This window comes from Amycolatopsis sp. 505, assembly GCF_031625235.1.
Taxonomy (GTDB): domain Bacteria; phylum Actinomycetota; class Actinomycetes; order Mycobacteriales; family Pseudonocardiaceae; genus Amycolatopsis.
This window is the reverse complement of record NZ_JACKQP010000005.1, coordinates 431201-455617: the sequence shown is the minus strand read 5'-3', so window position 1 is coordinate 455617 and position 24417 is coordinate 431201. Positions and strand designations below refer to the sequence as shown.

Below are 24417 nucleotides of genomic sequence, written 5' to 3'. Positions count from 1 at the left end.
ACCACCGATGACGCCTCTCCCGCAGCGGCCCGGCAAGATCATCGCGCTGCACCTCAACTACCGTTCCCGCGCCGCCCAGCGCGGCCGGGTACCGGAGCAGCCGTCGTACTTCCTCAAGCCCCCGACGTCCGTCGCGGCGAGCGGCACCGCCCTCGAACGGCCGGCCGGCACCGAGCTGCTGGGCTTCGAAGGCGAGATCGCGCTCGTCATCGGCCGCACGGCCCGCCGCGTCCCGCCCGACGAGGGCTGGTCGCACGTCGGCGGCGTCACCGCGGCCAACGACTTCGGCGTCTACGACCTGCGGTACGCCGACAAGGGCAGCAACCTGCGCGCCAAGGGCGGCGACGGCTTCACCCCGCTCGGGCCGGCGGTCCTGCCCGCGGCCGGCGTCGACCCGGCCGCCCTGCGGCTGCGGACCTGGCTCAACGGCGAACTCGTCCAGGAGGACACCACCGCCGACCTGCTCTTCGGCTTCGGACGGCTGGTCGCCGACCTTTCGCAGCTGATCACCCTCGAACCCGGCGACGTCGTCCTGACCGGGACGCCCGCGGGAGCGTCGGTCGCCGTGCCCGGCGACGTGGTCGAGGTGGAGGTCGACGGCGGCGGCCACACCACCGGCCGGCTCGTCACCCCGATCACCGAGGGGACCGTCCCGTTCGGGCCGTACGGTGCGCTCCCCCGCATCGACGAGCAGCAGCGCGCGGACGCGTACGGAACCGCCGAGCCGCAGTTCGAGCTGACGGCCTCCTTGAAGCAGCGGATCGAATCCGTCGGCACCGCCACGCTGTCGGCCCAGCTGCGCAAGCGCGGGTACGACGCCGTGTCGATCGACGGGCTCACCTCGACCAGGCCCGGCGCGCGGCTGACCGGTCGCGCGCGGACCCTGCGGTACCTGCCGTACCGCGAGGACCTGTTCAAAGCCCGTGGCGGCGGCTACAACGCGCAGAAGCAGGCGATCGACCGCCTCGGCCCGGGTGACGTCCTCGTCATGGAGGCCCGCGGCGAACGCGGCACCGGCACGGTCGGCGACATCCTCGCGCTGCGGGCCCAGGTCCGCGGCGCCGCCGGGATCGTCACCGACGGCGGGGTCCGCGACCTGGCCGCGGTGTCCGCTTTGGACATTCCCACCTACCACGCCGGGCCGCACCCGGCGGTGCTCGGTCGGCGGCACGTGCCGTGGGACGTCGACGTCGCCATCGCCTGCGGTGGCGCCGCGGTCCGCCCGGGCGACGTCATCGCCGGCGACGGTGACGGCGTCCTGGTCATCCCGCCGGACCTCGTCGAAGAAGTCGTCGACGCGGCGATCGAGCAGGAGCTGCAGGAGACGTTCATCGCCGAGCGGGTCGCCGACGGCGAGCGCGTCGAAGGCCTCTACCCGATGGACGAGCACTGGCGCGGGAGGTACGCGGCATGGCGCGCGAACCGGTGAACGGCACCACGATGAGCAAGTCGCGGATCGCCTACGAGTGGATCAAGGCCCGGATCGCCGACGGCACCTTCTCCCCCGGCTACCGCCTGGTCCTGGGCCAGCTCGCGCAGGAGCTCGGCGTCAGCGTGGTGCCGGTCCGCGAGGCGATCAGGCTGCTGGAGGCCGAGGGCCTGGTGACCTTCGAGCGCAACGTCGGCGCCCAGGTCGCGATGGTCGACGAAAGCGAGTACCAGCACACGATGCAGACCCTCGCCCTGGTGGAAGGCTACGCGGCCGCGCTCGCCGCACCTGTCCTCCTGCCAGACACGCTGGCGAAGGCCCGCGCGCTGAACGCCGAGCTGGCCGGCTGCCTCGGCGACTTCGAACCCGCGAAGTTCACCGGCCTCAACCGCGACTTCCACGCCGTGCTGTTCGAAGCCTGCCCCAACCCGCAGGTCCTCGACCTCGTCCGCCGCGGCTGGGACCGGCTCGGCCGGCTGCGCAGCTCGACCTTCAGCTTCGTGCCCGGCCGTGCCCGCGAGTCGGTCGCCGAGCACGAAACCATCCTCGGCCTGCTCGAACGCGGCGCGCCCGGCGCGGAGATCGAACAGGCTGTCCGCGCCCACCGGCTGGCCACCCTGGACGCCTACCTCGCCTACCGCCGCCACTGACGCACGAAGGGAAACCCATGCGATTCCGCTCCGACCCCCGGGCCATCCGCGGGTCGATCGCGCCCTTGATGACGCCGTTCACCGCCGACGGGGCCGTCGACCACGACGGCCTGAAGAACCTCGTGCGCTGGCAGCTCGCCTCGGGCACGCACGGCATCTCGATCGGCGGTTCCACCGGCGAGCCCGGCTCCCAGACGGTGGCCGAGCGCGCCGAGGCGATCCGGACGGTGGCCGCCGAGGTCGGCGACCGCGTCCCCTTCGTCCCCGGGACCGGTTCGGCGAAGCTCGACGAAACCCTGGAACTCACCGCGGCCGCGCGCGACGCCGGGATCGACGCCGCCCTGGTCATCACGCCGTACTACGCGCGGCCGACACAGGACGCCCTGTTCGTCTGGTACCGCACGGTCTGCCGCGAGTTCCCGGACCTGCCGATCATCGCGTACAACGTGCCGAGCCGGACCGCGGTCGACCTCGCACCGGAGACCGTCGCGCGGCTCTTCCGCTCGTGCGACAACTTCGCCGGGATCAAGGAGACGACGAAGGACTTCGAGCACTTCTCGCGCGTGCTGCACCTGTGCGGCCGGGACCTGGTCGTGTGGTCCGGGATCGAGCTGCTCTGCCTGCCGCTGCTGGCCCTCGGCGGCGCCGGGTTCGTCAGCGCGACGGCCAACATCGCCCCGGCCGCGTGCGCCGAGATGTACACGGCCTGGCAGGCCGGTGACCACGAGCGCGCCCGCGAACTCCACTACGGCCTGCACCCGCTGGTCGACCTGCTGTTCGTGGAAACCAATCCGGCGCCCGGGAAGTGGGTGCTCGAACAGCGCGGGCTGATCGCCTCCGGGCACGTCCGGCCGCCGCTCATCCCGCCCACCGAATCCGGCCTCGCCCGGATCACCGACCTCATGGCCGAAGGCGCGCAGTACCTCAGCCCGGTCGACGGCTTCTCTGTGGAAGGAAAGGCATGACCCACCACGTCCCGGACGGACTGCCGGGCGAGCTCAAGCACTACATCGGCGGCCGGCTCGTCGACAGCGTCTCGGGCAAGACGTTCGACGTCCTCGACCCGGTGTCGAACACCCCGTACGTGACCGCCGCGGCGGGCCAGGCCGAGGACGTCGACCGCGCGGTCGCGGCGGCCCGGGAGGCGTTCACCGGTGGGCCGTGGCCGCGGATGCTGCCGCGGGCGCGGGCGCGCGTGCTGAACAGGATCGCCGACGCCGTCGAAGCCCAGGACCGGCGGCTCGCCGAGCTGGAAACGTTCGACACCGGCCTGCCGATCACCCAGGCGCTCGGCCAGGCGCAGCGGGCGGCGGAGAACTTCCGGTTCTTCGCCGACCTCGTCGTCGCCCAGGCCGACGACACCTACCAGGTGCCCGGGCGGCAGGTGAACTACGTGCACCGCAAGCCGGTCGGCGTCGCCGGGCTGATCACGCCGTGGAACACGCCGTTCATGCTCGAGAGCTGGAAGCTCGCGCCGGCGCTGGCCTCGGGCTGCACGGTGGTGCTCAAGCCGGCCGAGTTCACGCCGCTCTCGGCGAGCCTGTGGGCGGGGATCTTCGCCGAGGCGGGGCTGCCGGACGGGGTGTTCAACCTCGTCAACGGCTTCGGCGAGGAAGCGGGTGACGCGCTGGTCAAGCACCCGGACGTGCCGCTGATCTCGTTCACCGGCGAGACCACGACCGGGCAGACGATCTACCGCAACTGCGCGGCGCACCTCAAGGGCATGTCGATGGAGCTGGGCGGCAAGTCCCCGGCGATCGTCTTCGCCGACGCCGACCTCGACGCCGCCCTCGACTCGACCCTCTTCGGCGTGTTCTCGCTGAACGGCGAACGCTGCACCGCGGGCAGCCGGATACTGGTCGAGCGGCCGATCTACGACGAGTTCTGCGCGCGGTACGCGGAACGGGCCGCGAACATCGTCGTGGGCGATCCGCACGACCCGGCCACCGAGGTCGGCGCGCTGGTGCACCCCGAGCACTACGACAAGGTGATGAGCTACGTCGAGCTGGGCAAGACCGAAGGCAGGCTGCTCGCCGGCGGCGGTCGTCCGTCCGGGTTGGACAGCGGCAACTACGTGGCACCGACGGTGTTCGCCGACGTGCCGCCGACCGCGCGGATCTTCCAGGAGGAGATCTTCGGCCCGGTCGTCGCCCTGACGCCGTTCGACACCGAGGCCGAAGCCCTCGCGCTCGCCAACGACGTCAAATACGGCCTGGCCGCGTACCTGTGGACGTCCGATCTCGCGCGGGCGCACACCTTCGCGCAGTCGGTCGAAGCCGGGATGGTCTGGCTGAACTCGCACAACGTCCGCGACCTGCGGACACCGTTCGGCGGGGTCAAGGCGTCCGGCCTCGGCCACGAAGGCGGCTACCGCTCCCTCGACTTCTACACCGATCAGCAGGCCATCCACGTCTCACTCGGGCCGGTGCACACGGCCCGGTTCGGCGCCGGGAAGGAAACCGCATGACCACCACCCCGCCGGACGTCATCCGCTGCGCGTACGCCGAACTCGTCGTCACCGACCTCGCCGCGTCGCGGGCGTTCTACGTCGACGTGCTCGGGCTCGTCGTCACCCACGAAGACGACTCCGCGTTGTACCTGAGGGCGTTCGAGGAGTACCTGCACCACTCGCTGGTGCTGCGCAAGGGCCCGGAACCCGCGCTGGGCGTGCTGGCCTACCGGGTGCGCACCCCGGCCGACCTCGAGCTGGCCGAGGCGTACTACCGCGAGCTCGGCTGCCCGGTCTCCCGGCGGCCGGCCGGCGCCACCCGCGGCATCGGCGAGGCGGTGCGCGTGCTCGACCCGCTCGGGTTCCCGGTCGAGTTCTTCCACGACGCCGAGCACGTCGAGCGGTTCACCCAGCGCTACGACGTCCACGGCGCCGGCGCCCTGTCGCGGCTGGACCACTTCAACCTCGACACCCCGGACGTCCCGGCGGCCCGGAAGTACTACGAGGGCCTGGGTTTCCGCGTCTCGGAGGACATCCAGGACGACGAGGGCACGGTGTACGCGGCCTGGATGTTCCGCAAGCCGACGGTCCACGACGTGGCCCTGACCGGCGGCGACGGCCCACGGCTGCACCACATCGCGTTCGCCTCCCACGAACGGCACCAGATCCTGCACATCTGCGACCACCTCGGCGCGCTCCGGAAGTCCGGCATGATCGAGCGCGGCCCGGGCCGCCACGGCGTGTCGAACGCGTTCTACCTCTACGTCCGCGACCCGGACGGGCACCGCATCGAGATCTACACGCACGACTACTACACCGGCGACCCGGACAACCCGGTGATCACCTGGGACGTCCACGACAACCAGCGCCGCGACTGGTGGGGCAACCCGGTGGTGCCGAGCTGGTACACCGACGCATCGCTCGTGCTCGACCTCGACGGGCGCGTCCAGCCGGTCGTCGAACGGGCCGAGCCCCGCGAAGCCGACGTCACCGTCGGCGCCGACGGGTTTTCCTTCACCGGCGGGGCGGAGTACAAGCTGGGCGAGCAGGTGTGAAACCCACCCACGGGTGCGGTGCAGGAGGTGGACGACGAACCTCAATTCGATCACCTGCTCGTGGTCGTGACGGCCGGCCGATCCCACGGCCGGGCACGGCGCGCCGGACCGTCCCGGCGGCAATCTCCGGGCGGCGGGGAGGCAGTCGCCGAAGCGTGTCGGGCGCCGATTCGGTCGCCAAGGCTGGGCGTCGAGGGCGCTGACGAAAGCGAGAGACAGGACGCATTTCCCCTGATCACGACCGCTCCGGCCTGATGCCCAGCTCGCTGGCACGTCAGCTCGTCACGGGGACCAGTGCCGCGAGCAGGGCGCGGACGCGGTGGCCGATCTGGTCGCGGATCGGGCGGACCTCGACCGGGAGGCCTGCGCGTTCGTCGAGCTGCCAGCCGAGGTGGCGCTGGCCGGGCTCCGACCCCGGCCAGCCGAGCGGCCGGCAACAGCCGCGGCGCGGTGTCCGGCGTCCGTCACCTCCTCGCCGGGCACTGGTACTCCTCTGGCGGTTGAGCGACGGCCGGCTCGCTGCGGGTGGCGACTCGGGCCCAGGCCACCACGTGATCGCCGAGAAGGGGCTCACCGGCCGGTGTTGCCGTTGCAGAGGTCCGGCAGGATCCTGGTGCGGGCGACGTCGGTGAGCATGTCGCAGAGTTGCCGGGTCGCCGTGCCGAGGTCGACGGGCCAGATGCGGAGGCCTCCGCTCGCGCTGGCCGAGGCCAACATGGTTCCCGTGTTGTTCCACGCGAGCGCGGTAACGCTCCCGGCCTCGGTCAGGGTAGCCCAGATTTGCCGGGTGGCGATGTCCCAGACAATCACCTTGCCGTCGTCGCTGCCGATGGCGAGGAAGCTCCCGGTGGGGCTGAACGACAGTGCGTGCACAGCCCCGACATGACCGCCGAAATTCACGATCTCCTGCTCACCGGTGAGGTCCCAGAGGCTGGCGTCGCCATCTGATCCAGAGACGGCGAGAAGATTTACATCGGAATTGTAGGCGAGGGCATTCGCCTTTACCTGGGAAACGTTGAAAGCTGTCTTCTGTTTGCCGGATGCAATGTCCCAGATCGTCACCGTGTGCCCGTTGGTGACGGCGATCTCCCGACCATCGGGGTTGAATGCCAGCTGGGCGGCGTTGGTGTTCAGGGTGGCGACGGTTCGGCCGGTGACGATGTCCCATACGGTCACCTGGCTGAGGTAGTAGGGACCGGTCCAGCCACTGTAGGCGACGGCAGCGAGCCGCCCGTCCGGGCTCAGTGTCAGGTTGCGACCCGGGCTGCCGGTCCGGCCGGTCAGCTCGCGTGGCGGCCCCCCGGGTGCGACATCGCTTACGACCAAATTGCCCGTGGGGAGAGCAGCGATCAGCTGCGTTCCGTCCCGGGTGAGCCGGTAGGCGGTCGCGTCGGGAGTCGCGGTGCCGACCTGCGTGCCGCCCGTGTGCGGGCTGCGGACTCGCCACCGTCGCGCCGGGGTCAGTCCGGCACCGGCACCGATGACGTCGGTGGACGAGGAATCGAACGCGACGTCGTCCAGTCTGGTGAATGCCAGGATCGGCAGCCTGGCGCTCTCCCAGATCATGGTCCCCGCCGGCCCGGCCGCGATGATCGTCCCCTCACCAGTGGCGAGTCCGGTCATCGCCTCGCCGACGAGCTTGTACGACCCCGACATGTCCTTGTTCCAGACGGTCAAGCCGTTGCTGCCGGCTACGAGGAGGTTGCCGCTCGTTCGCTCGAACGTGAGGCCGTCGACGACGCCGATGTCTTGTGCCGCGGTCACGCTACGCCGCGTGCGCATGTTCCAGAGCGCGACTCCGCCGGACGGGGCCGGGAGCGCGAGCAGTTCACCGTCAGAACTGAAGGCCAACGGCCTGGTGTGGAGCGGACTCGAGGGCAGCGTCAGCTGGACTGCGCCGCTGGCGACGTCTCGCACGACGACTTGGTCGTCGCTACCAGTGGACGCCAGTGTTCGGCCATCGGGGCCGAACGCCACCGAAGCACCCCCCTGCCCCGGGCCGGAGCCGGGGAACGTCGCCAGGAGACCGAACGTGGACTCGTCCCGGAGTTCCACTGTCCGGTTTTCGTCCACGGTCGCGATCCGGGAACCGTCGGGACTCAACGTCAAGGCGCGAATCTGTGTGCCTGTGTGCAGCGCAGTGAGGACCTTGCCGGGCGGCTCGGTGTCCCACCGGAGCAAGTAGTTGTCGGCGGTCGCAATGACCAGATACTTGCCGTCGCGGCTGAATGCGGCGGCAATCGTCGGCCCGTACCGAGGGGGCATGTTCTCCGTGGTGACCTGGAGGAAGGTGATGCGCTCGCGGCTCGGCACATCCCAAATGGCCAGAGTCTGATCGGGAGACCGCGCTACCAGCCACCGTCCATCGGGGCTGAGCGCGATCGGCGTCGCGGGGATGAGCCCGTCCGAGACCGGGTGCCCCGCCAGGTTCAGCAGGCTGTTCCGGACCTCCGCAGTCGGATAGGCCTCCATCCCCTGCAAGGCGGACCACATCGCGGCCCGCGCGTCATGAGTGGCCGCGGCGTCGGCTTGCGCGGCGAACTGGCGGGAGAGGGCGATCTGCTGTTGTTCGGTGGCGGTCTGCTGGCTGCGCCGGGCGTCCCAGGCCATCACAAGTGCGAAGACCAGCGCCACGGCGAGGCCTGCGGCGAGCCAGCGCAACTGGCGGGTCCGGCGCCCGGCCCGGCGTTGCGCGGCACGCTCGGCGTCGACACTGGCGTGCAGGAATTCCCGTTCCCGCGGCGTCATGGTGGCGTGGCGGGTTTCGGCCCATTCCCGGACGACGGCCAGCCGAGTCCCGCGGGCCAGGGCATCCGGTTCCCGGTTCGTCTCTTCCCACGCCGCGGCCGCGTCGGTGAGCTGCCGGTGGACCCGCAAGCTGTCGCGGTTCTCGGCCAGCCAGTCGCGCAGACGGGGCCATGCGTCGATCAGGGCTTCGTGCGTGAGTTCGACGGTGTCGGTGTCCAGGGTGATGAGCCGGGACGCAGACAGCCGGTTCAGGACGACCTCGACCCAGGGATCGTTGTGGTCGAGTTCGTCGCGTCGGAGCCGGCGTTTGGTGGCGCCGGTGTCCTCGCCGGGGTCGATCAGCCGCAGGAAGAGCTGCTGCGCGGTCGCCTGCTCGGCCTCGTCCAAGGACGAGTATTCGGTTTCGGCGGTGTTGGCCAACGCGCCACTGATGCCACCGGTGGCGTGGTAGCCGGACAACGCCAGTGTCGTTCCGCGGCGCCGGCGCCAGGTTTCCAGCAGCGCGTGCGACAGCAGCGGGAGGACGCCGGGCTGGGCGTGGGCCTCGGTGACCAGCTCGGTGACCAGGGCGCCTTCGACGCTGAGCCCGGCGCGGGTCGCGGGCTTGACGATGGCGTCCCGTAGTTCGGTGGCGGTCATCGGACCGAGCAGAAGCTGCGCGTCGGCGACGGCGTCGGCCAGCCCGCGGTGCTCGGCGCAGCGGGGGTAGAAATCGGCACGGACCCCGAGCACGACCTCGGTCGTGCCCGACGCGGCGGCGAGCAGGGCGTCGAGGAAGGCGGTGCGTTCGGCCGGCTCGGTGCACAGGGTGAACAGCTCCTCGAACTGGTCGACCACGACCGTGGTGCCGTCGGGCCCGGCCTGGCGCAGGAGCAGCCGGAGAGTGTCCGGTGCCGATCTCAGCTCGTCGAAGACCTGCGCTGCGGTGGTCCCGAGTAGCGGGGCGAGCTGCAGGGCGCATTCTTCCAACGGATGGCGGCCGGGGCTGAACAACACTACTGCGGAATTCGCACGACGGGACACAAAACCGGCCCGCAATAGCGAGGACTTACCGGCCCCCGACGGGCCGAACACCGCGAGGAACCGATGGTGGGCGAGTTTGCCGTCCAGCTCGTCGAGCACCCGCTCGCGGCCGAAGAACCGGTCAGCGTCCTCGACCCGGAACGCACCCAACCCGACATACGGCACGTCATCGGTCGATTCCTGCTCGCCGGGTTCGGTGTTTTCGGCGGCCAGCTCCGCGGCCAGGGCGTGCCAGGCCCTCTCCCACTCCGCGACGTCGCCATCGCAGGCCCGCACGTAGGCGAGTGTCACGGCCAGTGTCGGCAGCTTGCGGCCGCCCGCAGCATCGGACAACGTCCCCGCCGCATAGTGCGCGCGCCGCGCCAGCTCCCGGTACGTCGGACTGCCTGACTTCCGCCGTAGGTCGCGTAGACCCTGCGCGAACTGCGACAACACGTCGCCGTCCGGATCCAGTGGCTGCTCCCGTCTGGGCATACAGCTCCCCCTCCCCACCCACTACCCATTGTTCGGGCGATGGTGTTCTGAGTCCAGAGTCCGACACAGAACAACCTCACCGGGTTAGACATGGGACCGGCGACTCCACTCAGCGTAAGCAGAAGCCGCCGAACGCGTTCGTCAAGAGGCGACGCGTACTAGAGAGGCCGGCCGCAGCGCCGACAACACCGGCCCGCCTCTCCGGTAAGGAACCAACATTCGACTGGACCGACATCTGGAGGTGTACATCGTGAGTCCGCGAAATATTCGCGCCGCCTACACACGCATGATTCGACGATCGTCCATTTTACTGTTGACCGCGGCAGTCATCTTGGTCAGCACGCTGACCGGCACCGCGAGCGCAAATGCTCTCTGGGCGAGCGTCACCAACTCGCAGGGTTTGTTCTACGGATTCCCCTACTACTGCGACCACGATTGGTGGATCAGCAACCTTATCCCGCCGGATGGCCGCAATTTCGCAGCCTGCGTCAACGGCCAGTCGTTCGCCGAGATAAACTGGGCCACCGGCGCCACCGAGTACGTCATGGTCCAACGCGATCACAAGATCGTTCGCGCACAAGACGGCCGCGTCGGCTGGTCCCAACTGAAGAACGGAGTCGCCAACAGCAACACCGGCGCCGGAATTCGCGTCATTGCCCGCTCGGTTGCGTCGAACGGGCTGGTCACCGCCATCACCCTCAAGGTGTACGGCACCGACGGCATGTACTGCATCCGCGGCGATGGGCACAGCTGGAGCAACTTCTACCGCTGTTAGCGAACAGCGGTTCCTGGCGATGACCGGCTGTTCAACCGTCTCCCGCGGCGGCAGCAGCCGGTCACGTCGCCGGCACAGCGAAGACGAAATGGCTGTGAACCCGGCTCCCGTGGTAGTTATAGTGGATGTTCCAGACCGCCAGGGCTGCGGTGCTGTGGGCTTCGCTGGTCCAGTCGCGGGCATAAAGGAACTACCCGGTGACGATGCGGTCATAGCGCTCGACCTTGCTGTTGTGGCGCGGGGCGTGAGGCGTGATCCGCTGATGCCGTGCTCCGCGAAGATTTTATGCGTTGGTCTGGAGGGAGTCGTCGGACCAACGCGGGTGCCACCGTTGACCAGAAGCCGCTCGCGCCCGATCCGCCGCGCTGATCGGGCGAACGAATTCGAACACGCCGTCATGAGGCGGCAGCCCCGGCATCGGTCCAGCGTGCATCCGCATCAATCACGCGCCGCCCAGCTCCCTCCAGCGGACGAGGTCGTGGACTTACTCGCCCAGTGGATGAGTAGAAGACCCCAGACCGGCCCAGCGTCCACAAACGTTGAGATCAACAGCCTGCTGGCAAGGGCTGCGACACGAGCGATGACCATGGCCGCGAGATCCGTGGGTTAATACTGTGTCCGACGGGTGATCTCGTTCGGCTACGCCGCCCCGCTGAGCCGGTTCACTTCCGGGGCAGGCCCTGCGGATTGACCTCCGAGGCCGGCAGCGCCTCCGAAGTGAGGTTCCAGCGCTTGAGGACCTCCGCGTACCGGCCGTTCTTGATCACCGTGTCCAGGGCCTGCTGCAGGGCCTTGACCAGGCCGTCGTCCTTCTTGGTCATCGCCGCGATGTCCGCCGGGATCGTGCCGCCGCCGGAGACCGTGCCGACGATCTTGGTCTTCCCGTCGACGGCGACGTGGTAGGCCGAGGTCGGGTTCGGGCCGACGTAGGCGTCGATGCGGCCGGACTGCAGCGCCAGGTAGTAGTCCGAGGTCGCCTGGTAGTACTGGAACTTCACCGGCGCCAAGCGGGCCGCCTTGTTCTGCTGGTCCCAGCGCAGCAGGATCTGCTCCTGGTTCGTCCCGGCGCTCACGCCCACGGTGAGCCCGGCGATGTCCTTCGGCTCCTTCACCGAGACGTTCTTCTCGCTCTTCACCTCGAACGCGATGGTGTCCTTGCGGTAGGTCGCGAAATCGTACTTGTCCTTGCGCTCCTCGGTCACCGTGATGTTCGAGAACCCCGCGTCGAACTGCCGGTTCTCCACCGACAGGAACAGGTTCTCCCACGACGAGGCCTGCAGGTCGAGCTTGAGGCCGAGGACGTCGGCGACCAGCTGCGCGAGGTCGGGCTCGACCCCGATGACCGTCTTGTCGTCGTCCGCGCGGAACGACAGCGGCGGGGTGCCGTTACCCGTGGTCCCGACGACCAGGGTGCCGCGGTTGCGGATGTCGGCGGGAACGAGCGCGGCGATCGCGTCGGCCTTCTGCGCCCGGACGCGGTTCTGGTTCGCGGTGATGTTGACCCCACCGGGCTGATCGGCGACGGGCGCGGTCGCGGCCTCGGGGTTGCCGCACGCGGCGAGCACGAACACCGAAGCGAGCAAAAGTGTTCTCGACTTCATGACTCTCCTCAAAGGACTTTGTCGACGAAGGCCCGGGTGCGGGCGTGACGGGGGTTGTCGAGGACGTCGGCGGGCGGGCCCTGTTCGACCACGCGGCCTTCGTCGAGGAACACGACGGTGTCGGCGACTTCGCGCGCGAAGCCCAGTTCGTGGGTCACGACGACCATGGTCGTTCCGGTCCGCGCCAGGTCGCGGATGACCGCGAGGACCTCCCCGACCAGCTCGGGGTCGAGGGCCGAGGTGGGTTCGTCGAACAGCAGGACGTCCGGTTCGAGGGCCAGCGCCCGCACGATCGCGACCCGCTGCTGCTGTCCGCCCGACAGCCGCCGGGGGTACTGGTCCGCCTTGTCCGCGAGCCCGACCCGGTCCAGCAGCTCGCGCGCCTCGGCCTCGGCTTCGGCGCGCGGACGGCGTTGCGCGGAAACCGGCGCCTCGACGACGTTCTCCAGCACGGTCAGGTGCCCGAACAGGTTGAAGTTCTGGAACACGAACCCGATCTTCGTGCGCTGCTTGAGGATCTCGCGTTCCTTGAGCTCGTGCAGCCGGTTCCCGGACCGGCGGTAGCCCATCAGCTCGCCGCCGACGCTGATGAAGCCGCGATCGGCGCGTTCGAGGTGGTTGATCAACCGCAGCAGCGTGGACTTGCCGGACCCCGACGGGCCCAAGAGGACGGTCACCTCCCCTTGGCGCACCTGGAGGTCGACCCCGTCGAGGACGGTCAGGTCGCCGAAGCTTTTGTGAACGCCCCGAACGTCCACCATGTAGTCCGTGCTCACGCCCGCCTCCAAGCCGCGCGCAGGCGCTGCAGCGGCGTCGGCGGCAGCGTCCGCTGGGTGCCGCGGCCGAAGTGGCGTTCGACGGAGAACTGCGCGACCGACAGGACGGTGGTCAGCGCGAGGTACCACGCGGTGGCCACGAGCAGCAGCGGGATCACGCGGCCACTCCGCGTGTAGATCACCTGGACCTGGTAGAACAACTCCGGCAAGGCCATCACATAGACCTGCGACGTCGCCTTCAGCAGGCCGATGATCTCGTTGGCCGCGGTCGGCACGATGGTGCGCATCGCCTGTGGCAGCACGATCCGGCGGAACTGCCGCCCGGCCGGGATACCCAGGGCCGCGGCCGCCTCCCGCTGCCCCGCGTCCACCGACAGGAAGCCGGCGCGCACGATCTCCGCGGCATAGGCGCCCTGGTGCAACGCGAGTCCGAGGCCGGCGGCGAGGAACGGCGGGATCAGGCTCATCGTCCCCACCGAAACGAAGGAGGGGCCGAACGGGATGCCGAACGAGACCTCGTTGTAGAGGATGGCGAGGTTGTACCAGAACAGCAGCTGCAGGATGAGCGGGACCGATCGGAAGATCCACGTGTAGGTCCAGCTGACCGCCCGCAGCAGTGGATTGCGGGAGATGCGCATCAACGCCAGCACGGTCCCGAGGAGGAATCCGGCCACGACACCGAACAGCGTCAGTTCCAGGGTCAGCGCGACGGCTTCCAGGATCGACTTCTGGAAGACGAACCGGGTGAACGTCGGCCAGTCGAACGCCTTGTTGGTGATCAGCGCATGACCGGCCATCGCGACGAGAACCGCCACGACGGCGGCGGCGATCCAGGTCAGCGGATGGCGTGCGGGAACGATCCTGAGCGTTTCTTCCGGTGCCGCGGCGGAGGCAGGTCGCGTTCGGAGATCGCTGGTCATCTCGCCCCCACCGCGGTGGGAAGCGCTTTCGAGAACGCCAACCGCGTCACCGGGACGGCGTCGACGTCGAAGTGCGGGGTGTAGCCGGTGGCCAGGTAGAGCCCACGCGCCTCGGGCTGGTTCGGACCGGTGGTCAGGAAGATCCGGGTGTACCCGCGGCGGCCGGCTTCGGCCTCCAGCTCGGCGACGACGCGGCGGCCGAGGCCGTGACCGCGGTGCGCGCGATGGGTCCAGATCCGCTTGAGTTCAGCGGTTTCCTCGTCGTAGCGCTGAAACGCCCCGCCTGCGACGGTGACTTCGCCTGCCAGGAGCAGCAACAGTCCACCGTGTGGCGGAGCGAACCGCTCGGGTGGGTACTCACGGAGTTCGAAGTGGACGTCGTTGAGCACGCGGTGGTAGCGCGCGGAATACTCGCGGGCCAGGTCGGCGAGTAACGGCCGGACCCGCGGATCAGACTGGGCGACCCAGACGGATTCGGGCATGGGGGTACCTGTTCCGGAAAAGGAAAGGGAAGAAAAGCGCGGGCGCTTTCCGCTTGCTCCCACGAACCTTAGGAAGCACGCCGAGCCCGGTCAACGAGCCGTCCGCGGATTCCAGATCCTGGACGACGGGCCCCGACGATTCGCCGGCGGCGCTGCCTCAGCGCAGCTGCCGCCAGGCTTCGCGACGGCGGCGCTGGGCTTCCGGGTCGGCGACCGGTGCCGCCGACAGCAACCGCCGCGTGTACGGGTGCGCCGGCGCGGTCAGGACGTCCTTGGCCGGGCCCTGCTCGACCACGTGCCCGCGGTGCATCACCGCGACCCGGTCGGCGAGCTGCTCGATCACCGCGAGGTCGTGGCTGATGAACAGGCACGCGAAGCCGAACTCGTGCCGGAGGTCGCGCAAGAGGTCGAGGATGCGGGCCTGGATGGTCACGTCGAGCCCGCGCTGCAGGAGATCCCGGTCACAGCGTGGCTTGCTCGATGTCCGCGGCCGCATCGACGGCCGTGCGGCCGTGCACCGCCGGGCGGCCACCGTACGGGTCGGCGTCCGTCCACAGTGCCGTCGGCGCCGCCGCGCGGACGACCGGCACGACCTCCGAGGCGAACCGTTCGAGCATGTCCAGCTGCTGCTCGTGCGGGATCATGGTGGGCAGGCTGAACGACTGCAGGTCGTGTCCGTAGGCTTCGTGCCACCACAGGATCTTCTCGGCGATCTGCTGCGGACTGCCGACCAGGACCGGCCCGCGCTCGATGGCGTCCTCGACGGTCGGGAACTCCATCGGGTTCCCCGGTGTGTGGTTTCCCGGCTGGTTGAAGTACTCGACGATCTTCTCATAGGTCGGGCCGAAGGCTTCCCGGGCTTCTTGCGTGGTGTCCGCCAGGTAGAGGAAACCGGCACCCGCACCGACGAACGCGAACCGCGGGTCGTGGCCGTGCTCGGCGTAGTGCTTGCGGTAGTGCTCGATCAGCACCGTGTACCTCTCCCGCGGCTGGAGGGCGTTGGCCGAGAACAGCGGGTCGCCCCACTTCGCCGCCAGTTCCGCCGACGTCACGGTGGTCGCCGACCCGTGCCACACCCGCGGCGCGCCGGCGAACGGCCGCGGCAGGCTGGTCACGGCGTCCAGCGGGCCGCGGAACCGCCCCGACCAGGTGACGTCCTCCTCGCGCCAGAGCCGGCGCAGCAGCTCGTACTTCTCGGCGAGCGCGTCCCACTGGTCACCGTTCCCGATGCCGAACATCGGCAGCTGACGCAGCTCGTTGCCCTTGCCGATCACCAGCTCCAGCCGCCCGCGGGACAACTGGTCGACCGTCGCGTAGTCCTCGGCCACCCGCAACGGGTCGTGGATCGACAGCACCGAAACCCCGGTCTGGATCCGCACCCGGCTCGTCGTCGCCGCGATGGCGCCCAGCAGCACGGTGACGCCGCTGCTCAGGAAGTGCCCCGCGTGCCGTTCGCCGAGCGCGACCGCGTCGAACCCGAACTCCTCCGCGTAACGCGCCGACGTCACCGCCTGGGCGAAGCGCTCGTCGACGCGGACCCGGCGACCGGTCACCGGATTCGTCAGGTGGGGCAGGATGTCCAGGACCTGGAATCTCATCACGCGGCTCCGTCCGCTCCGGGCAAACACCGTCATCGTGCCGCCGGCGATCCGTGGGCCGTCAAGTCGTTCCACCCGCCGGGCGTCCTTCCCGCCGCGGCAGCCGCGGCCCACAATCGCCCCCATGACGACCCAGCCCGCACCCCGCGCGAACTCCGAGGTGGTCCACCTGGACATCCGGATCGACCTCACCGGGCGAGCCGCCGACGCCGCTCTCGTCGCCACCCGGCTGACCACCGCGTTCGACGGACTGGCGAGCGTCGACGTCACCACCGCCCGTCCTCGGCGCGCCGCCCACCTCACCCTGGTCTCGGACCCGCTGCTGCGCATCGAGACCGAGTCCCGCCGCGCGGTCCTGCTGGGGAGCCCGCTCACCCTGACCCGGCTGGAATTCGATCTCCTGCGGTTCCTCCGCGCACACCCCGACCGGGTCTTCACCCGCGCCGCGTTGAAATCCGCGCTCTGGCCCCAGCCGCACGGCGGCGACCGGACGGTCGACGTCCACGTCCGCAAGCTCCGGGCCAAACTGGAACCCCACCTGGATCCGATCACCACGATCCGCGGCGTCGGCTACCGCTTCGAAGGGTCAGCCCCGGTAGCCCTGCTCTGAGCCGCTGTCGAACAGGAGAACGCTCGTGGCTGACGTCCCTTGTCAGTGGCCAGTGCAGGCACTCCACGGGAGCGATCGGACAGGGCCCGGCGTCAGTCACCGAAAGCCGCCCGGTGGGCCGACGCGCAGCCGGACGGCAGCTCGGCCGGGACGACGACGCTGCCGGTGATCGTCGTGCGGGGCGCGAGCGGGATCGCGCGCACGCGGGTCGAGCGGAGCTCCGCCACCTGGTCGGCCGTCAGCACCGTCCAGCTGCGCGGGTCGGAGCCGACCTCGACGATCGTGCCGGCGACCGTGGCCGCCCGGACCGGGGTGCCGGTCTCCTGAAGCGCGGCGATCACGGAGGGGTCGTGTTCCCGGGACGTCCGAAAGGGACCGTCGGCCAGTTCCGCCACGCCGACGGCCGCGCGACCTGCGGCGGCGTGCCGCGCGGACACGATCGCGAACAGCGACTCGGTCCACGTCGGCAGCACCTGCAGGCCGGGTGCCGCCCGCACCCCCCGCGCGAGCGCCAGGTCGAGCTCTCCCTGCCGGAGGGCGTTCAAGCGCGTGGGCAGCGGCAGGTCGACGAGCACGACGTCGAACGCCGGGGCCTGCTCGCGCAACGCGTCGATCCCGCGTTCCAGGCGGGCGGTGAACTGGCCGGTGCCGGTGCCGATACGCATCACCCCCGCCTGCGGGCTCGCCGCGCCCCGGACCCGGTCGGCGGCGGCCAGCGCCTCGCGCGCCGCACCGAGCACCCGCAAGCCGGCCGCCGTGAGCCGGACCCGGCGCGGTGAGCGGTCGAAGAGCCGAACCCCCAGCTCGCGTTCGAGCTGGGCGATCTGCCTGCTGACCGCGGGCTGGGCGATGTGCAGCCGGTCGGCGGCCCGGCCGAAGTGCAGCTCGTCGGCGACCGTGACGAAGTAGCGCAATGCCCGTAGTTCCACCGGTCCTCCCTGCGACGATGCCGCCAGGTTATCGCTGCACGGCCGCTTCGGTGCTGGTTCGCCGTGGGCCGTCGTGCTGGAGTCAGGGCATGAACCTTGATCTCGGCCTGCTCGGCGCCCACCTGCGCGAGCACGAAGTCACTCCGGGAAGCGCGGCGGAAATCGAACGGGCCGGCTACGGCACGCTCTGGCTGGACGCCTCACCGCCGGCCGACCTCGCCCTCGCCGAGCAGCTGCTCGATGCGACCACCCGGCTGGCCGTCGGAACGAGCGTGGTGAACGTCTGGACGGCGGACGCGGACACCGTCGCCGCCTCCTACCACCGGATCGAAGCCAGGCACCCCGGCCGGTTCCTGCTCGGCGTCGGGATCGGGCACCGCGAAGTCCACACCGAATGGGCCTCACCGTACGACACGCTGGTGTCCTATGTCGACCGGCTCGACCAGGCGGGCATCCCGGCCGACCGGGTCGTGGTGGCCGCGCTCGGGCCGAGGATGCTGCGTCTGGCCCGCGACCGCACCGCCGGCACCATCCCCTGCATGACGACGCCCGAGCACACCCGGCGGGCGCGTTCCCTCATCGGCGCGGGCAAATTGCTGCTGCCCGGGCAGTTCGCGCTGATCGAGCCGGACGCCGAGCGGGCGCGCGCGATCGCCCGCTCCGCGCCACCCGGGACCGCGCTGGGGGTCGCCAACTACGCGAACAACCTCCGGCGGCTCGGATACAGCGATGACGATCTCGCCGACGCGGGCAGCGATCGCCTCATCGACGCGCTCGTCGCCCACGGCGACCCCGCCGCCGTCGCGACCAGCCTCCTGGCCCACCGCGAAGCCGGCGCCGACCAGGTCGGCGTCTACCCGCTCGGCAACGACCCGGTCGCCACCCTGCTCGCGGTCGCCGAGGCGGTGCGGGCCGTCGAATCCCGCTGACGTGCCGGAGGATCAGTTCGACGCATCCGGTCGCGGTCACGGCGGATCGGGCCGCCGCACGGCCCTGCACGGGAGCCCGAGGTCACGCGAGGATGGACCGGCCCAATCCGGTCAGCACGGTGTCGTCTTGGAGGTGTGGACGCGGCTGCACGGCACGTCGCGGTAGTGCCGCTGCAGCGGGTCGGCCCGCGTCAACCCGGGATTGCCGGCGAGCGCGACGGCCTGTTCCACGGCCTCGACGAGCAAGCGCGTCGCGAGCACCTTCCCCACCCCGGCGTGCGCCGCCGCGGCCGGGTCGCCCTCGCCGGCCCGGCGGGCGAGCCCGAACCGGATCTCCTCCACTCCAGTGATCCGCGCGGCAATCGCCCCGGCCCCGGTCTGGAACCTCGGCAGGGTGGCCAGCGGCTTCTGGCGCGCTGCTCATCCGCGTCGAGGAGGTGGCCGCTGCCGGCCCGCGGCCAGGTCGGCGGAGGACCGCGACTGCTTGGTGGAAGATGCATCGCCGCTGGAGAAACCGGACGTGATCAATCACCACGTGCTCCGCGGCCGGACCGGCCATCGTCCCGCCCGAATCGGTCAGCTCGTCAGGCTTCGGTGACGTTGAGCGGCCGGTTGTTCCGTCGCAGCAGGAACGCGGTCAGGACGCCGGCGATGGCAGACGCGATACCGAGGACGGCGAGGGCGCCTTGGAGTCCGCCGGTGGCGGTGCCGATCGCGGCGAGCGCGATCGGGGAGGCGAACTCGCCGAGGAACAACGTGCTGGTCCACAGGCCGGTGCCGCGGCCTCGCCGGTCGAAGGTGAGCCGGTTGACCGCCCAGCTCAGCAGGGTGGGCAGCAGCATGCCGGTGCCGAAGCCGGTGAAGACCGAGCCGACGGTGATGACGACCGGCGAGGCGGTGGCGAACACGATGAGGAGGCCCACCGCGGAGAGGCCGAACTCGACGGGCAGCAGGGCCCGGGGCGTCTTGCCGGACAGACGGCCGAACGTGATCGCGCCGGCGGCGGTCGCCAGGGACATGATCGCGGAGATCGCGCCGATGGTTCCGGTGGCGGTCACGCCCACGCCGGCGAGCACAAAGGACAGTTCGACGATCAGCGCGTAGAACACGACGCCGCCGAACAGGGTGACGAGGCAGGGCGCGGCCAGCTGCCGCCAGGGCAGCTTCGCCAGGTGCCTGCTCGGCTCGCCGTGCGGCGCCGGCTGCCACAGTTTGAGCGCCATGGGGATCGCCAGCGGGGCGGCGACGGCGTACAGCCAGAACGGCGTGCGCCAGCCCGACGCGCCGAGCACCCCGCCGAGAGCCAGGAACACGGTGGCCGATAAGGTGGCGACCAGGGTCTGCAGGCTCAGGTACCGCGCCCGGCGCGCGCCGGACCAGTAGTCGCCGATGAGGGTGGTGCAGCAGGTCATGATCGCGCCCTCGCACAGCCCGACGAGCACCCGGCTGGCGAGGATCGCGCCGAGCGAGTCCAGGTAGAGCGGAGCTGTCCCGAACCCGGCGTAGGCGAGCATGGCCAGCAGCAGCAACCGTTTCCGGTCGATCCGGTCGGCGACGATGCCGGCGAACGGCGCGGTCAGCCCGATCAGCAACGCCGGTGCGGTCAGCACGATCGGGACGAGGACGTCCGCGCCGGGCGTGCCCGCGAACGCCCGGGACAGCTGCGGCAGGACGGGCGCGATGAGGACGGCGCCGAGAACCGACAGGCAGCTGCCCGCGAGCAGCAGGAGAAGCTGGACTCCCCCGGCGGTCGGTCCTCGGCCGGTGACAGAGGCGGCTGGTGACCGGTTCACGGCTGGGCTTTCGGGCATTTCGGCACCTGAGTTCCGTCGTTGGTTCAGGGAAGGTGCCGAAAGCATGAATTCCGCGGCGGGGAAGCGGAAATCACTTCTGGCGAACCGCGGTATCAGCCCGGTGGATGCTCGGTGACGCCGGCGGCGATCCGCGTCAGCAGTTCGCGGAGGTACTGGTGTTCCGGATCGTGTTCGTACATCGGGTGCCACCAGGCCGCCTCGACCAGCGGACCGGCTTCGAACGGACAGGCCACGGCTCGCACGTTCGCGTCGGCCGGGATGCGCTCGGCGAGCCGCCGCTGCAGCAGCGCCACGCGGCCGGTCCCGGCGACGAGGCCCGGGACGGTCAGGAAGTTCTCCGTGACCACCCGGACGTGCGGTTCGATGCCGAGCATCCGCATCTGCCGCACGACCGGGGTCGACGCGGTCGGGCTGTGGTAGGTGACCACCCACGGCATGGTCCGCAGCTGTTCCACCGTCAGCCCGCCCGCCACCGCGGGGTGCCCGGCGTCGACCAGGCAGACCCAGTCGTCGCGGTGGAGGTCCTGGTGCGGCAGGCCCTCGAGGAAGCCGTGTGGCAGGACCAGCAGGTCGATGCCGGTGAGGACTTGGCGGGCGTTGTCGACGACGGCCGGGGTGTTGGCGACGAACCGCACGCGGGCGCCGGGTGCCTCCTGGGCCAGGGCGGCGGCCAGCGGGGAGCCGAGGACCGCGACGCCGTAGTCGGTCATGGCGAGGGAGAACTCCCGGGCGGTCGTCGCCGGGTCGAAGTCCGGCTCGGCGGCGAAGACGCGCTCGACGCCGTTCACCGCCGTTTGCACGCGGCCGCGCAGCTGGACGGCCAGCGGGGTGAGGCGGAACTGATTGCCGTGGCGGGCCAGCAGGTCGTCGCCGAAGTGCCGGCGCAGTCTCGCCAGCTGCGCGGAGACCGCGGGCTGGCTGAGCCCGACCTGCTGGGCGGCCCGGCTCACGCTGCGGTGTTCGAGCAACGCGTCGAGCGTCACCAGCAGATTCAAGTCCAGGCTCGCGAGGTTCACGACCTGAGGTTATCCATCAGATCGATACTCCGCATTAGCTATTTCGTCTTCCCTGATGCGGTGGCGTGCCACACCGTGAACGGCATGGACCGCACCGATCCCGAAGCCGCGATCGCCGCCGCCGCGAAGCGCTGTTCGAACTGGGGCCGTTGGGGCGCCGACGATGTCCTCGGCACCCTGAACTTCCTCGACGAAGCCAAGCGCCGCGAAGGTGCGGCCCTGGTCCGGCGGGGCGCGAGCTTCTCCCTGTCGCAGCGGTTCGAGGCGGATGGCCCGCAGAAGGGCTGGCGGCGCCGGACCAACCCGGTGCACACCATGCTGGACACCGGCCTGGAGGCCGAGCGCGGCACCCAGGGCTTTCCGCACGGCATCGGCGGCGCCGACGACGTGGTGTTCATGCCGCTGCAGGCGTCGACGCAGTGGGACGGGCTCGGGCACATCTTCGACCACGGCGTGGCGTGGAACGGCCGCCGGGCCGGGGACGTCGTGACCAGCGAAGGGGACCGCGTCACCGGGATCGAGACCGTGTCGGGCCGGATCGCCGGGCGCGGCGTCCTGCTCGACGTCGGCCGCGCGCTGGGCACGGACGGCGAACTGCCGGACGGGTTCGCGATCACCGTCGAGCACCTCGAAGAAACGATGGCCGCGCACGGGGAAACCGCGCGCGTCGGCCGGGGCGATCTGCTCCTGGTGCGGACCGGGCGGCTCGCCCGCGCGCGGCGTGCAGGCTGGGGCGACTACGCGGGCGGGCCCGCGCCCGGGCTGTCGTTCACCACCGCGGCGTGGCTCCACGACACCGAAATCGCCGCGATCGCGACCGACACGTGGGGGTTCGAGGTCCGGCCCAACGAGTTCGACGACGCGTTCCAGCCGCTGCACCAGGTCGCCATTCCGCACATCGGGCTCTTCCTCGGCGAGATGTGGGACCTCGACGCCCTGGCCGCGGACTGCGCCGCCGACGGCCGGTACGAGTTCTGGCTGACCGCCGACCCGCTGCCGGTGACCGGGGCGGTCGGCGCGCCGGTCGCGCCCGTCGCCGTCAAGTAACCGCCGGACCGACGAAGGAGTCCCATGCCCGCCGCGCACACCGTCCTCGTCGTCGGCAGTGGCCTCGCCGGCACCGCCGCCGCGATCCACCTCGCCGATCACGGCGTCGCGGTCGACCTCGTCGAGATCATGCCGGACGCAACGTCAGTAGGCTCCGGCATCACCTTGCAGGGCAACGCCTTGCGCGAGCTGCGCAAGCTCGGCGTCTGGGAGGCCGTGCGGGAGCGGGGGTACGGCTTCGACAGCCTCGGGCTGCGCGCTCCGGACGGTACCCTGCTCGCGGAATTCCCCGACGCGCGCACCGGCGGTCCGGACCTCCCGGCCACGGTCGGGATGTCGCGGCCGGACTTGGCCCGGATCCTGCACGAGCGCGCCGTCGCCGCGGGGGTGAAGGTGCGCTTCGGCCGCACGGTCACCGCACTCGACCGGGACGGCGGCGTCACGTTCTCCGACGGCACCACCGCGAGCTACGACCTCGTGGTGGGCGCGGACGGGATCCGCTCGGCGGTCCGCCGGCTGCTGGGCATCGCGCTGGAGACCCGGCCGACCGGCATGGGCATCTGGCGCGCGTTCGGCCCCCGGCCGGCGTCGGTCACCCGGACGGACCTCTACTACGGCGGGGAGTCCTACATCGCCGGGTACTGCCCGACCGGCGAGGACACCTTGTACGCCTACGTCGTCGAAGACGCCCAGGACCGCAGCGGCCTGTCGCCGTCGGAGCGGCTCGCGACCATGCGAAAGCTCGCGGCCGCCTACCACGGCCCGTGGGATGACATCCGGGCCACGCTGACCGACCCGGCCCGGGTGAACTACACGTGGTTCGAGACCCACGTTCTGCCGGCGCCGTGGCACCGCGGTCGTGTGGTGCTCATCGGCGACGCCGCGCACTCCTGCCCGCCGACCCTCGCCCAGGGCGGCGCCCAGGCCCTCGAAGACGCGGCCGTGCTGACCGAGCTGCTGCTCGCCGCGGACACCCTCGACGACACCGTCTGGACCGCGTTCACCGCCCGCCGCCACGCCCGCGCGGCAGCGGTCGTCGAGGCGTCCGTCCAGCTCGGACAGTGGCTGCTGGATCGCGAGCAAGGGGACGTCCCGGGCTTGATGGCTCGAATCGCCACCCTCGTCACCCAGCCCGCCTGAACCCCCGGAGGAGAACGAGATGATCACCCACCTGCGGCACGTCGACCTCGCCGTGCCGGACCTGGCCCGCCAGCAGGACTTCTACACCGGCGCCTGGGGCCTGAAGACCGAGCACACCGACACCGGCGTCGCGTTCCTCGCCGCGGAAGGCTCGCCCGAGCAGTACGTGGTGCGGCTGCGCCAGGCCGGCGACAAGCGGATCGACCTGATCGCCTTCGGCGTCGCCACACCGTCCGATGTGGACACGCTCGCCGCCCGCCTGGCCACCACGGGCGTGACCCTGGTCCACGAGCCCCGGACACTGCACACCCCGGGCGGCGGCTACGGGTTCCGGTTCTTCGACAACGAGGGCCGCACCATCGAGATCAGCGCCGACGTCGCCGTCCGGGACCACCGGCGGATCGAGGCGGGCGAGTCGGTCCCGGTCCGCCTGTCCCACGTCGTGATCAACTCGACGAACCCGGAGGCCACCCGGGCGTTCTACGAGAAGCACCTCGGGTTCCGGCTCTCGGACATCCTCATGCACCCGCGCATGGGCGAGATGATGTGGTTCCTGCGGGTGAACTCCTGGCACCACAGCATGGCCATCGCCCGCTGCCCGCACCCGTCGCTGCACCACGTGTCGTTCGAGATGCGCGGGCTGGACGAGTACATGCGCGGCACCGGACGGCTCCTGCGCGCGGGCGTCGAGAAGATCTGGGGCCCCGGACGGCACCTGGCCGGCAACAACACCTTCAGCTACTTCCTCGACCCGCACGGCAACACGGTGGAATACACCACCGAGCTGGAGCTGGTCGACGAGGACACCTGGCACCCGCACCTCTACGACTTCAGCGACCCCGAGGTGTCCGACCAGTGGGGCACGGCGAACGCGATGAACGAGTTCGTCGCCCAGCGGTCCTTCAACGACCCCGACAAGGGCCTGTTCGTCGCCCCGCCGCTGTGAAAGGGA

The 24417-nt window shown here is 70.6% G+C and carries 21 protein-coding genes and 2 pseudogenes; 11 read left to right on the top strand and 12 right to left on the bottom strand.

From position 1 onward, the window contains the following. Positions 1–7 precede the first annotated feature (7 nt). From H5965_RS21390 to hpaD, 5 genes are read left to right on the top strand one after another with little or no spacing between them, the layout of a single operon-like run. Positions 8–1429, top strand: coding sequence for a fumarylacetoacetate hydrolase family protein (locus H5965_RS21390; protein WP_310971810.1), 1422 nt, complete (start codon positions 8–10; stop codon positions 1427–1429). Then, on the top strand, positions 1411–2079 hold the full coding sequence (locus tag H5965_RS21385) for a GntR family transcriptional regulator (protein WP_310971809.1): 669 nt from the start codon (positions 1411–1413) through the stop codon (positions 2077–2079). Before H5965_RS21390 ends, H5965_RS21385 begins: the two co-directional genes overlap by 19 nt. Before the next feature lie 17 nt (positions 2080–2096). After that, the gene (gene dapA, locus H5965_RS21380; protein ID WP_310971808.1) at positions 2097–3044 is read left to right on the top strand and encodes a 4-hydroxy-tetrahydrodipicolinate synthase; all 948 of its coding nucleotides are present in this window, start codon (positions 2097–2099) and stop codon (positions 3042–3044) included. After that, complete coding sequence (gene hpaE, locus H5965_RS21375) at positions 3041–4546, top strand: 5-carboxymethyl-2-hydroxymuconate semialdehyde dehydrogenase (RefSeq protein WP_310971807.1); 1506 nt, start codon at positions 3041–3043, stop codon at positions 4544–4546. The genes dapA and hpaE overlap by 4 nt, the downstream gene beginning before the upstream one ends. After that, entirely contained in the window at positions 4543–5583 is a 1041-nt protein-coding gene (gene hpaD / locus H5965_RS21370) for a 3,4-dihydroxyphenylacetate 2,3-dioxygenase (RefSeq protein ID WP_310971806.1), read from the top strand. The genes hpaE and hpaD overlap by 4 nt, the downstream gene beginning before the upstream one ends. Positions 5584–6153: 570 nt before the next feature. Here the strand turns inward: hpaD and H5965_RS21360 are convergent. Then, on the bottom strand, positions 6154–9828 hold the full coding sequence (locus tag H5965_RS21360) for a hypothetical protein (protein WP_310971805.1): 3675 nt from the start codon (positions 9826–9828) through the stop codon (positions 6154–6156). A gap of 313 nt (positions 9829–10141) precedes the next feature. Here H5965_RS21360 and H5965_RS21355 point away from each other — a divergent pair, with 313 nt between their 5' ends. After that, entirely contained in the window at positions 10142–10603 is a 462-nt protein-coding gene (locus H5965_RS21355; RefSeq protein WP_310971804.1) for a hypothetical protein, read from the top strand. 61 nt (positions 10604–10664) lie between these two features. Here H5965_RS21355 and H5965_RS21350 read toward each other — a convergent pair. The 7 genes and pseudogenes from H5965_RS21350 to H5965_RS21320 form a co-directional block, all read right to left on the bottom strand. Then, positions 10665–10883, bottom strand: a pseudogene (locus H5965_RS21350) (integrase core domain-containing protein); the annotation flags it as partial. A gap of 382 nt (positions 10884–11265) precedes the next feature. Further along, positions 11266–12204 carry an ABC transporter substrate-binding protein gene (locus H5965_RS21345; RefSeq protein ID WP_310971803.1) on the bottom strand — a complete coding sequence of 313 codons (939 nt, stop codon included), beginning with the start codon at positions 12202–12204 and terminating at the stop codon, positions 11266–11268. An 8-nt stretch (positions 12205–12212) separates the two neighbouring features. Continuing rightward, positions 12213–12965, bottom strand: coding sequence for an amino acid ABC transporter ATP-binding protein (locus tag H5965_RS21340; RefSeq protein WP_310972029.1), 753 nt, complete (start codon positions 12963–12965; stop codon positions 12213–12215). 11 nt (positions 12966–12976) lie between these two features. After that, positions 12977–13900, bottom strand: a complete 924-nt coding sequence (locus H5965_RS21335) for an amino acid ABC transporter permease (RefSeq protein WP_310971802.1) — start codon at positions 13898–13900, stop codon at positions 12977–12979. After that, positions 13897–14382, bottom strand: coding sequence for a GNAT family N-acetyltransferase (locus H5965_RS21330; RefSeq protein WP_310971801.1), 486 nt, complete (start codon positions 14380–14382; stop codon positions 13897–13899). Before H5965_RS21330 ends, H5965_RS21335 begins: the two co-directional genes overlap by 4 nt. Positions 14383–14539: 157 nt before the next feature. Then, positions 14540–14821 (bottom strand): annotated as a pseudogene (locus H5965_RS21325) (glutathione ABC transporter ATP-binding protein); the annotation flags it as partial. Between the two features lie 22 nt (positions 14822–14843). Next, positions 14844–15980 carry an LLM class flavin-dependent oxidoreductase gene (locus H5965_RS21320; RefSeq protein WP_310971800.1) on the bottom strand — a complete coding sequence of 379 codons (1137 nt, stop codon included), beginning with the start codon at positions 15978–15980 and terminating at the stop codon, positions 14844–14846. Positions 15981–16104: 124 nt separating this feature from the next. On the opposite strand from H5965_RS21320, the gene H5965_RS21315 reads away from it, so the two are divergent. Then, the gene (locus H5965_RS21315; RefSeq protein ID WP_310971799.1) at positions 16105–16590 is read left to right on the top strand and encodes a winged helix-turn-helix domain-containing protein; all 486 of its coding nucleotides are present in this window, start codon (positions 16105–16107) and stop codon (positions 16588–16590) included. A 92-nt stretch (positions 16591–16682) separates the two neighbouring features. Here H5965_RS21315 and H5965_RS21310 read toward each other — a convergent pair whose 3' ends face one another. Continuing rightward, positions 16683–17519, bottom strand: a complete 837-nt coding sequence (locus tag H5965_RS21310) for a LysR family transcriptional regulator (RefSeq protein WP_310971798.1) — start codon at positions 17517–17519, stop codon at positions 16683–16685. Between the two features lie 89 nt (positions 17520–17608). Between H5965_RS21310 and H5965_RS21305 the strand changes: the two genes are divergently transcribed. Beyond that, on the top strand, positions 17609–18448 hold the full coding sequence (locus H5965_RS21305; protein WP_310971797.1) for a TIGR03620 family F420-dependent LLM class oxidoreductase: 840 nt from the start codon (positions 17609–17611) through the stop codon (positions 18446–18448). Between the two features lie 111 nt (positions 18449–18559). Here H5965_RS21305 and H5965_RS21300 read toward each other — a convergent pair whose 3' ends face one another. The 3 genes from H5965_RS21300 to H5965_RS21290 form a co-directional block, all read right to left on the bottom strand. Then, entirely contained in the window at positions 18560–18850 is a 291-nt protein-coding gene (locus H5965_RS21300; RefSeq protein ID WP_310972027.1) for an acyl-CoA dehydrogenase family protein, read from the bottom strand. Between the two features lie 182 nt (positions 18851–19032). Next, a complete protein-coding gene (locus H5965_RS21295; protein ID WP_310971796.1) occupies positions 19033–20259 on the bottom strand; it encodes an MFS transporter in 1227 nt (408 codons plus the stop codon). Between the two features lie 95 nt (positions 20260–20354). Further along, positions 20355–21278: a LysR family transcriptional regulator gene (locus H5965_RS21290; RefSeq protein ID WP_310971795.1), complete on the bottom strand. Its 924-nt coding sequence runs from the start codon at positions 21276–21278 to the stop codon at positions 20355–20357. Positions 21279–21362: 84 nt separating this feature from the next. On the opposite strand from H5965_RS21290, the gene H5965_RS21285 reads away from it, so the two are divergent. The 3 genes from H5965_RS21285 to H5965_RS21275 are packed head-to-tail and all read left to right on the top strand — an operon-like array spanning position 21363 to position 24411. Further along, entirely contained in the window at positions 21363–22325 is a 963-nt protein-coding gene (locus tag H5965_RS21285) for a cyclase family protein (RefSeq protein WP_310971794.1), read from the top strand. 24 nt (positions 22326–22349) lie between these two features. Then, positions 22350–23465, top strand: a complete 1116-nt coding sequence (locus H5965_RS21280; protein ID WP_310971793.1) for an FAD-dependent oxidoreductase — start codon at positions 22350–22352, stop codon at positions 23463–23465. A 19-nt stretch (positions 23466–23484) separates the two neighbouring features. After that, positions 23485–24411 (top strand): VOC family protein, encoded by a 927-nt coding sequence (locus tag H5965_RS21275; protein WP_310971792.1) that lies wholly within the window; start codon positions 23485–23487, stop codon positions 24409–24411. Positions 24412–24417 lie beyond the last annotated feature (6 nt).

Excerpts from the sequence above, each read along its gene's own strand:
- H5965_RS21390 (WP_310971810.1), top strand. The coding sequence starts at position 8 with ATGACGCCTCTCCCGCAGCGGCCCGGCAAGATCATCGCGCTGCACCTC.
- H5965_RS21385 (WP_310971809.1), top strand. The coding sequence starts at position 1,411 with ATGGCGCGCGAACCGGTGAACGGCACCACGATGAGCAAGTCGCGGATC.
- dapA (WP_310971808.1), top strand. The coding sequence starts at position 2,097 with ATGCGATTCCGCTCCGACCCCCGGGCCATCCGCGGGTCGATCGCGCCC.
- hpaE (WP_310971807.1), top strand. The coding sequence starts at position 3,041 with ATGACCCACCACGTCCCGGACGGACTGCCGGGCGAGCTCAAGCACTAC.
- hpaD (WP_310971806.1), top strand. The coding sequence starts at position 4,543 with ATGACCACCACCCCGCCGGACGTCATCCGCTGCGCGTACGCCGAACTC.
- H5965_RS21360 (WP_310971805.1), bottom strand. The coding sequence starts at position 9,828 with ATGCCCAGACGGGAGCAGCCACTGGATCCGGACGGCGACGTGTTGTCG.
- H5965_RS21345 (WP_310971803.1), bottom strand. The coding sequence starts at position 12,204 with ATGAAGTCGAGAACACTTTTGCTCGCTTCGGTGTTCGTGCTCGCCGCG.
- H5965_RS21340 (WP_310972029.1), bottom strand. The coding sequence starts at position 12,965 with ATGGTGGACGTTCGGGGCGTTCACAAAAGCTTCGGCGACCTGACCGTC.
- H5965_RS21335 (WP_310971802.1), bottom strand. The coding sequence starts at position 13,900 with ATGACCAGCGATCTCCGAACGCGACCTGCCTCCGCCGCGGCACCGGAA.
- H5965_RS21330 (WP_310971801.1), bottom strand. The coding sequence starts at position 14,382 with ATGCCCGAATCCGTCTGGGTCGCCCAGTCTGATCCGCGGGTCCGGCCG.
- H5965_RS21320 (WP_310971800.1), bottom strand. The coding sequence starts at position 15,980 with ATGAGATTCCAGGTCCTGGACATCCTGCCCCACCTGACGAATCCGGTG.
- H5965_RS21315 (WP_310971799.1), top strand. The coding sequence starts at position 16,105 with ATGACGACCCAGCCCGCACCCCGCGCGAACTCCGAGGTGGTCCACCTG.
- H5965_RS21305 (WP_310971797.1), top strand. The coding sequence starts at position 17,609 with ATGAACCTTGATCTCGGCCTGCTCGGCGCCCACCTGCGCGAGCACGAA.
- H5965_RS21295 (WP_310971796.1), bottom strand. The coding sequence starts at position 20,259 with ATGCCCGAAAGCCCAGCCGTGAACCGGTCACCAGCCGCCTCTGTCACC.
- H5965_RS21285 (WP_310971794.1), top strand. The coding sequence starts at position 21,363 with ATGGACCGCACCGATCCCGAAGCCGCGATCGCCGCCGCCGCGAAGCGC.
- H5965_RS21280 (WP_310971793.1), top strand. The coding sequence starts at position 22,350 with ATGCCCGCCGCGCACACCGTCCTCGTCGTCGGCAGTGGCCTCGCCGGC.
- H5965_RS21275 (WP_310971792.1), top strand. The coding sequence starts at position 23,485 with ATGATCACCCACCTGCGGCACGTCGACCTCGCCGTGCCGGACCTGGCC.